6 protein-coding genes are annotated in these 6,570 nt (G+C 62.3%); 1 reads left to right on the top strand and 5 read right to left on the bottom strand.

The window, feature by feature from the left end:
- The 5 genes from EOA22_RS12585 to EOA22_RS12565 all read right to left on the bottom strand — a co-directional run.
- The coding region (locus EOA22_RS12585; RefSeq protein ID WP_245478628.1) for a glycine betaine/L-proline ABC transporter ATP-binding protein at nucleotides 1-999 on the bottom strand (999 nt) is incomplete at its 3' end.
- Nucleotides 1,000-1,076: 77 nt separating this feature from the next.
- Nucleotides 1,077-2,051, bottom strand: a complete 975-nt coding sequence (locus EOA22_RS12580) for an ABC transporter substrate-binding protein (protein ID WP_027163833.1) — start codon at nucleotides 2,049-2,051, stop codon at nucleotides 1,077-1,079.
- A gap of 419 nt (nucleotides 2,052-2,470) precedes the next feature.
- Nucleotides 2,471-3,235: an SDR family oxidoreductase gene (locus EOA22_RS12575; protein WP_013532887.1), complete on the bottom strand. Its 765-nt coding sequence runs from the start codon at nucleotides 3,233-3,235 to the stop codon at nucleotides 2,471-2,473.
- Between the two features lie 80 nt (nucleotides 3,236-3,315).
- Nucleotides 3,316-4,206 (bottom strand): DUF427 domain-containing protein, encoded by an 891-nt coding sequence (locus EOA22_RS12570; protein ID WP_164745786.1) that lies wholly within the window; start codon nucleotides 4,204-4,206, stop codon nucleotides 3,316-3,318.
- On the bottom strand, nucleotides 4,203-5,858 hold the full coding sequence (locus EOA22_RS12565) for an ABC transporter substrate-binding protein (RefSeq protein ID WP_063167626.1): 1,656 nt from the start codon (nucleotides 5,856-5,858) through the stop codon (nucleotides 4,203-4,205). Before EOA22_RS12565 ends, EOA22_RS12570 begins: the two co-directional genes overlap by 4 nt.
- 112 nt (nucleotides 5,859-5,970) lie before the next feature.
- On the opposite strand from EOA22_RS12565, the gene EOA22_RS12560 reads away from it, so the two are divergent.
- Nucleotides 5,971-6,570, top strand: a 600-nt coding sequence (locus EOA22_RS12560) for a LysR family transcriptional regulator (RefSeq protein WP_164755384.1), incomplete at its 3' end; no start/stop codon positions are given.

Here is a 6,570-nt window from a genome sequence, read left to right as displayed (position 1 = left end):
GTTGACGACCGCGAACGGCTTGTTGGCGGCAACGATGCTGGCGGAAAAGCTGGATATCTTGGCCTCCGGCGCCACCGTTCCGCCGTGCTCCGAGCCGTCGCAGGCGCGCATCAGGCTGCGTGCCGAGATCACCTTGGCGCGGTCGACGTCGCGGGTGAACTCGGCGACGTAGTCGGTCGCCGGATTGACCACCAGTTCCTCCGGCGTGCCGATCTGGATGACCTCGCCATCCTTCATGATGGCGATGCGGTCGGCCAGCCGGATGGCCTCGTCGAAATCATGGGTGATGAAGACGATGGTCTTGTGCAGCATCATCTGCAACCGCATCAGCTCGTCCTGCATCTCGCGGCGGATCAGCGGATCGAGCGCCGAGAACGGCTCGTCGAGGAACCAGATTTCCGGTTTTGTCGCCAGGCTGCGGGCGATGCCGACACGCTGCTGCTGGCCGCCGGACAGTTCGCGCGGATAGAAATGCTCGCGACCCCTTAAGCCGACAAGCTCGATGACCTCGCGCGCCCTTGCTTCGCGTGTCGCCCGGTCCTGCCCCTGGATGCTGAGCGGGAAGGCGATGTTCTCCAGCACGTTGAGATGCGGCAACAGCGCAAAATTTTGGAACACCATGCCCATGCGGTGTCGTCGCAATTCGATGAGTGCTGCATCGGAGGTTTTCAGCAGGTCATTGCCCTCGAATTCGACCTTGCCGTGGGTCGGCTCGACCAGCCTCGACATGCAGCGCACCAGCGTCGACTTGCCGGAGCCCGACAGGCCCATGATGATGAAAATCTCGCCCTGGCGGATTTCGAGGTCGACGGCGCGCACCGCGCCGACCAGCCCGGCAGCCGTGACGTCGGCTATGCTGGCCTTGCCGTCACGTTCGCGGATGAAATTGGCCGCGTTCGATCCGAACAATTTCCAGACATTGCGGCAGGCAAGCTTTACCGGACGGGCGTCTTTTGGCGCGCCCGCCGTGTTTGGCTCCTGTTCAGTCCTGTCCGTCATTCGAACGTCCCTCTGGAATATCAACAAGTGAGGCCCGGCTGGTCAGCAGCCGGGTCTCATTTTTCCAGTCGGAACGATCACTGCGCCCAGGCTTTCCAGTCGGCCTCGTGGGCGGCGATCCAGGCAGCTGCGACGTCCTCCGGTGTCTTGCCGCCGAGATCGATCTCGCCGCTCATCTTGTTGAGCTCATCGGTGTCGATCGTGTAGGCCTTGGCCACCTTGTAGGCGACCGGCCATTTGTCCTTCATGCCGGACCAGGAGTATTTCCAGATCTCGCCATGCGGCTTGCCGCAGTCATATTTGGCGTCGGGGTTCACGCCCCATTTCGGGTCGTTGTAGCACTCGGGCGTGTATTCCGGGAATTCAACCCACTCGCCCTTGTATTTGGCAGGCGCCCAATGCGGCGAATAGATCCACAGCATGATCGGCGCCTTGCGCTGATAGGCGGAATCGAGCTCGGCGAACATCGCCGCGTCGGTGCCGGCATGGATGACGGTGAAGGGCAGTTTCAGCGCCTCGACGCGCTCGTCGTCAAAGCCTTCCCATGTCACCGGGCCGCCGAGATAGCGTCCCTTCGGTGCGGTCTCCGCCGTCGAGAAGGCTTCGGCGCATTTCGGGTCCTTCAGCGCTTCCCAATTGGGCAGGCCCGGGCATTTCTCCTTCATGTATTCCGGAAACCACCATTCTTCCTTGGCCTTGGGTCCGAGCTTACCCAGCCGTTCGGTCTGGCCGGTCGCATCGGAGGCCTTCATGGCTTCGCCGGCGGTCGTGTCCCAGAACTCCAGGCCGACATCAAGATCGCCATTGGTGAGGCCCGTGGTCAGGCTGGAGAGGTAGTCGGCCGTGGGATACTCGACGGTATAGCCGAGCTTTTCCAGGATACCGCCAAGGATCTTGGCGTTCAGATTGACGCTGGTCCAGTCGAACAGCGCGATCTTGATCGGATCGTTGGATTCTGGTGCGGCGGCTTGGGCGGAAGGTGTCAGTGCACTCGCCGCGGCGAGTGCGAAGGTTCCCATTGTTAAGTTCGAAATCACACTGCGAAGTGACATGCTTGTTCTCCTTCAAGCTGTGAAAATTATCGTTCGTTCCCTTCTTGCGGCTTTTCTTGATTGTGTTGGAAAGGCTGGTCTTTGCGCAAGGCCGTCGGCGCCAGATTATTGCCCCGGCTTTGGCCGACGCAGGCAAGATGGTGCTCAATTCTAGTGATGATGGAACAGGACTGCAGTGTCGGCGTCATGGTTGCCGACGGATCGCTGCGGGGGCGGTCATCTGCGGATCGATTGCCAGTCTTGCGGCGCCTTGCAAGGTGCGAGCCATCAAGGTCTCATGTTCTCGGCTGTCGACCCGGCAAGCGCCATCTCGCCAAGCCAGTTTCATGGGATGAAATTATATATATCAAGGTTCATGTCGCGCAACGACTAACACCGCGCGAGGCGTATAAATTCAGACTGCAGGCGAAGTTGAACCTCTACCAGCAGACGTAGCCGCCATCGACAATCAGGTCGAGGCCGGTGACGAAGCTCGCTGCGCGGCTGGCCAGGAACACCGTCGGTCCGACCATTTCCTCCGGCGCCGCCATCCGCCCCATCGGCGTGTCGCGCTTGAAGATCTTCACCTCTTCGGCCACCTCAGGCCGCTTGTTCATCGGCGTCAGTGTGTAGCCCGGGCTGACGACATTGACGCGCAGGCCGCGATCGGCCCACTCCATAGCGAGACTCCTGGACATGTGGATGACGGCGGCCTTCGAAGAATTGTAGTGCGCCTGCGTCAGGCCCCGGTTGACGATGGTGCCCGACATCGAGGCGATGTTGATGATCGAGCCCTTGCCTCGCACCAGCATCTTGCGCGCTTCGGCCTGACAGGACAGGAACACGCCGGCGACATTGACCTCGTGCACCTTCTGCCACGTCTCCAGCGGCATCGTCTCGGCGGGTTCGGAGCCGGCAATGCCGGCATTGTTGACCGCAACGGTCAGCGCACCGAGTTCGCTCTCGACTCGATCGATCGCCGCCGCCAGATCGCTCTGCGATGTCACTGTACCGTTCAGCACCAGCGCCTTGCGGCCGAGTGCCGTGATCCGGTGCGCCGTTTCATCCAGCCCGCCTTTCGACGCATGACCAAAACAGGCGATGTCGGCGCCTGCCTCGGCCAGCCCGATCGCGATGGCCTGGCCGATGCCGCTGCCGGCGCCGGTGACCAGCGCGACATCGCCATCCAGCTTGAAAAGATCCATCGAGTGTCCTCCCTGTCCCAGGGAGGGTATGCGCTGACCCGTGCTTCGATCAAGCGCCCGCGCGCAAGCGGCGTCGATGCCTAGAAATAACCGCTCGACGCGGCCGTGGCTTCCTTCGGGATTTCGACGCCATCGACCAGGATCTTGTCGACCAGCTCGTGGTGGAAACAGACCAGCCCCTTGATGCGCTCCGCCTCGTGCACCGGCTCAGGATAATACCAGACGAGGTTCTCGTGACGCTTGGCCTTGGTCGTCACGTGATAATAGTTGGAGATGCCCTTGTAAGGACAGCGCGAGATGTAGCGGCTGGGCGCGAACATATCGAGCCGCGTGTCGGCGATTGGCAGATAGTGGCGCACTGGATGGCCGGTCTCGAACAGGAACACGCCGCGGCGTGAATCGGCGACCTGCTCACCATCGAGGATGACCTGCACGCGCCGCGACGACGGCAGGCAGTCGACGCGGCGGAAGGGATCGCGGGCGTGGACAAAGATCTCCTCGTCCTCCTCGAACCAGTGCCCCATCTTGCTCCAGGTGAACGACATGTAGTCCGATATCGGCGGACAGCCCTTGACCGGATCGAGATAGCGCCAGGCCGCGTCCTCGACCAGCGTGATGCCGGTGTTGAGCGAATAGTGGGTGGCTGTGCCCTTGAATGGGTCCTCTGTCGTGGTCTTGCTCGGCAGCAGGAACTCCTCGCGAACGTCGCCGATCGGAAAATAGTAGACCGGCAGATGATCGGATTCGTAGAACACCAAGGCGTTGGTCGTATCGGCCACGGTCATTGACCCCACCTGCACACGCAGGCGCTTCTGCGTCGGCATGGTGAAGGCTATGTAGCCCGGCTCGAAGTCGTACTGCACGATGCTGTCGAGCAGCGGAAAATGCGGCCCGCGGCCGCGCAGATGAGGCTTGCGAATGGTAGTCTCCCGTTTAGTTTCTTTTGTCATCGGGCGTTGAGGCACGATCAGCTCAGGGACACGCGATCGAGCAGCAGGCCGGCGGCGATCGGCGGCAAGCCGCTGACATTCTTGCGCACCGGCACCAGCAGATCGGGAAAATAGCTGAAGATGACAGGCGTCTCGTCGAGCAGCAGTTTCTGGATGTCGGAGGCGGCAGCGCGTTGCGCGCCGACATCAAGCGCCTTGAGATAGCTGGTGACCATGCCGTCATAGGCCGGGCTCTTGAAATGCGCCGCATTCCACGGACCGTCGCTGACCAGCGGGCTCTTCAGGAAGACGTTCGGCACGCTGCGATGGGCGTAGTCGGTGATGCCAAGTGGGCTGTCCAGCCAGTCCGACTGGCCGAACACCGCCTTGCCGTAATATTTGTCCTGGTCTTCGATGTTGAGCGAGATGCGGGCACCGATTCCCTTGGCGAAATTCTGGAACAATTGCGCGTAGCGGGGAATGTCGGAATAGCGCAGCGTCGTTAGCGTGATGTCGAAACCACTGGCAAGGCCCGCCGCCTCCAGCAACTGCTTGGCCTTGGCGATATCCTGGACGCGCTGCGGCACCGTCTTGTCGGTTGCGGGGAAAGCGGGTGCGAAGGGGCTGTCATTGCCGGTCGCCGCCATGCCGCGGCACAGCCCGTCGACCAGCTTGGAGCGGTCGATGCACAGCGCCAGCGCCTGGCGCACGCGCTTGTCGGTGAAGGGGCCGGTGTCGCAGCGCATGTGAAGCTGCCGGTGCGCGGTCGAAGCGACACGCAGCACCGTGATATCAGGACTGTTCAGCACCACCTGGCTTACATCGAGCGGAACGGCGTCGAGGATGTCGACCTCGCCGGCCTGCAGCGCCAGGATGCGCGGTTGCACGTCGCCGTAGAATTTGAATTCGAGCCGGTCAGGCAGCGCCTTCTCGCCCCAATAGTCGGTATTGCGGATGAAGGTCGCGCCGACCTTTGGCGTGTAGGTCTCCAGCCGGAATGGCCCGGTTCCTTCGAACGTCTTTTCGTAGTCGCCCTTGTAGCTCGCCGGCAGGATGACGGCGTTGTAATTGTCGATCGACACCGAATAGGGAAAGCTGCCATTCGGCGCATCGAGATGGAAGGCGACGGTGTGGTCGTCGACCTTCCGGGTGCCGCCTTTCGACAGCAGCCCCTTGAACACGGAAAGTGCATTAGAAGCGCCTTTGGGGTCGGCCAGCCGGTCGAAGGTCGCGACGACGTCGTCGGCCTTGAAATCCTCGCCATTGTGGAATTTCACGCCCTTGCGCAGCTTGAACGTCCAGACGCTGCCGTCCTCGTTCGGCGCCCAGCTCTCCGCCAGCACCGGCTTCAAGGTGAGGTCCGGCTGCGTGATGCAGAGAAATTCGGCGGTCTGGAAAACCAGCTGGTAGCTGCCGCTGTCATAATAGGTGACGGGATCGATGGCGCCGCCCGGCGTCGCCACGCCGGCGCGCACCGTGCCGCCCGGCTTGCCCTCCGCGCGTGCTTGCTGCGTGCCGAGGCCGGCGGCCGCGACAAGGCTGCCCAGGAACGGCAGTGAGAGACCAAGCACGCTGCCATGGCGCAGGAAGTCGCGGCGGTCCATCCTGCCGGCCAGCAATTCGTCGACAGCGGAATTTTCGATTGCAGTGAGCGTTCTGCGAGCGTTGTCGATCATCCGGAAATGCTTGGGCATGGCTGGATTCCTCGCGTGTCTTGGGGTTCGGCCATCTAGTTCATTGTTGACTGCCGCCGGAAAGCGATATTTTTTGATAGGGGTCATCGAAATTTTCGATGCAGAGGTGGGCATGGACACTGAAAATCTGCGCAGCTTTCTCGAAGTCGCCACCCATGGCAGCTTCACCGTCGCAGCCAGCCGGCTCAACCTCGCGCAGTCCACCGTCAGCGCACGGATCAGGGGGCTGGAGGAGCAGTTGGGCCGCCGGCTTTTCGTGCGCGACCGCGATGGCGTCACGCTGACGCCGGCCGGCCGGCAGTTCCTGCCACATGCCTCTTCCATCACCCGCACCTGGGAGCAATCGCGGCAGGACATCGCCGTTCCCGATGGCTACGAGACCTTGCTGCGGCTGACCGCGCCTGCCTATCTGTGGGACCGCATCACCTCGCCATGGGTCGAGTGGATGCGCGCCAGGCGGCCGAACGTGGCGCTGCGGCTGGAGGGCAGCTTCCCGGACTCGGCGATCGACCAGCTGGCGGAAGGCCTGCTCGACATCTGCATCCTCTACCTGCCGCGACCGCATCCCGGCATCGTCTACGAAACGCTGGCGGTCGATCAGGTCGTGCTTGTCCAGCATGCCGCGCAGACCAGGCCGTGGACCGAAAACTACATTCTGATGGATTGGGGGCTGGAGTTCCGCATCGAGCACGACCGCGCCTTTGCCGGCATG

The sequence above is a fragment of the Mesorhizobium sp. M7A.F.Ca.US.014.04.1.1 genome (assembly GCF_003998745.1).
GTDB lineage: Bacteria > Pseudomonadota > Alphaproteobacteria > Rhizobiales > Rhizobiaceae > Mesorhizobium > Mesorhizobium ciceri.
The sequence above is the reverse complement of the archived record's forward strand: the minus strand, read 5'-3'. Positions and strand labels throughout refer to the sequence as shown.

Bases quoted from the DNA above. Each gene is read 5' to 3' on its own strand.
- EOA22_RS12580 (WP_027163833.1), bottom strand. From the start codon at position 2,051: ATGTCACTTCGCAGTGTGATTTCGAACTTAACAATGGGAACCTTCGCA.
- EOA22_RS12565 (WP_063167626.1), bottom strand. From the start codon at position 5,858: ATGCCCAAGCATTTCCGGATGATCGACAACGCTCGCAGAACGCTCACT.
- EOA22_RS12575 (WP_013532887.1), bottom strand. From the start codon at position 3,235: ATGGATCTTTTCAAGCTGGATGGCGATGTCGCGCTGGTCACCGGCGCC.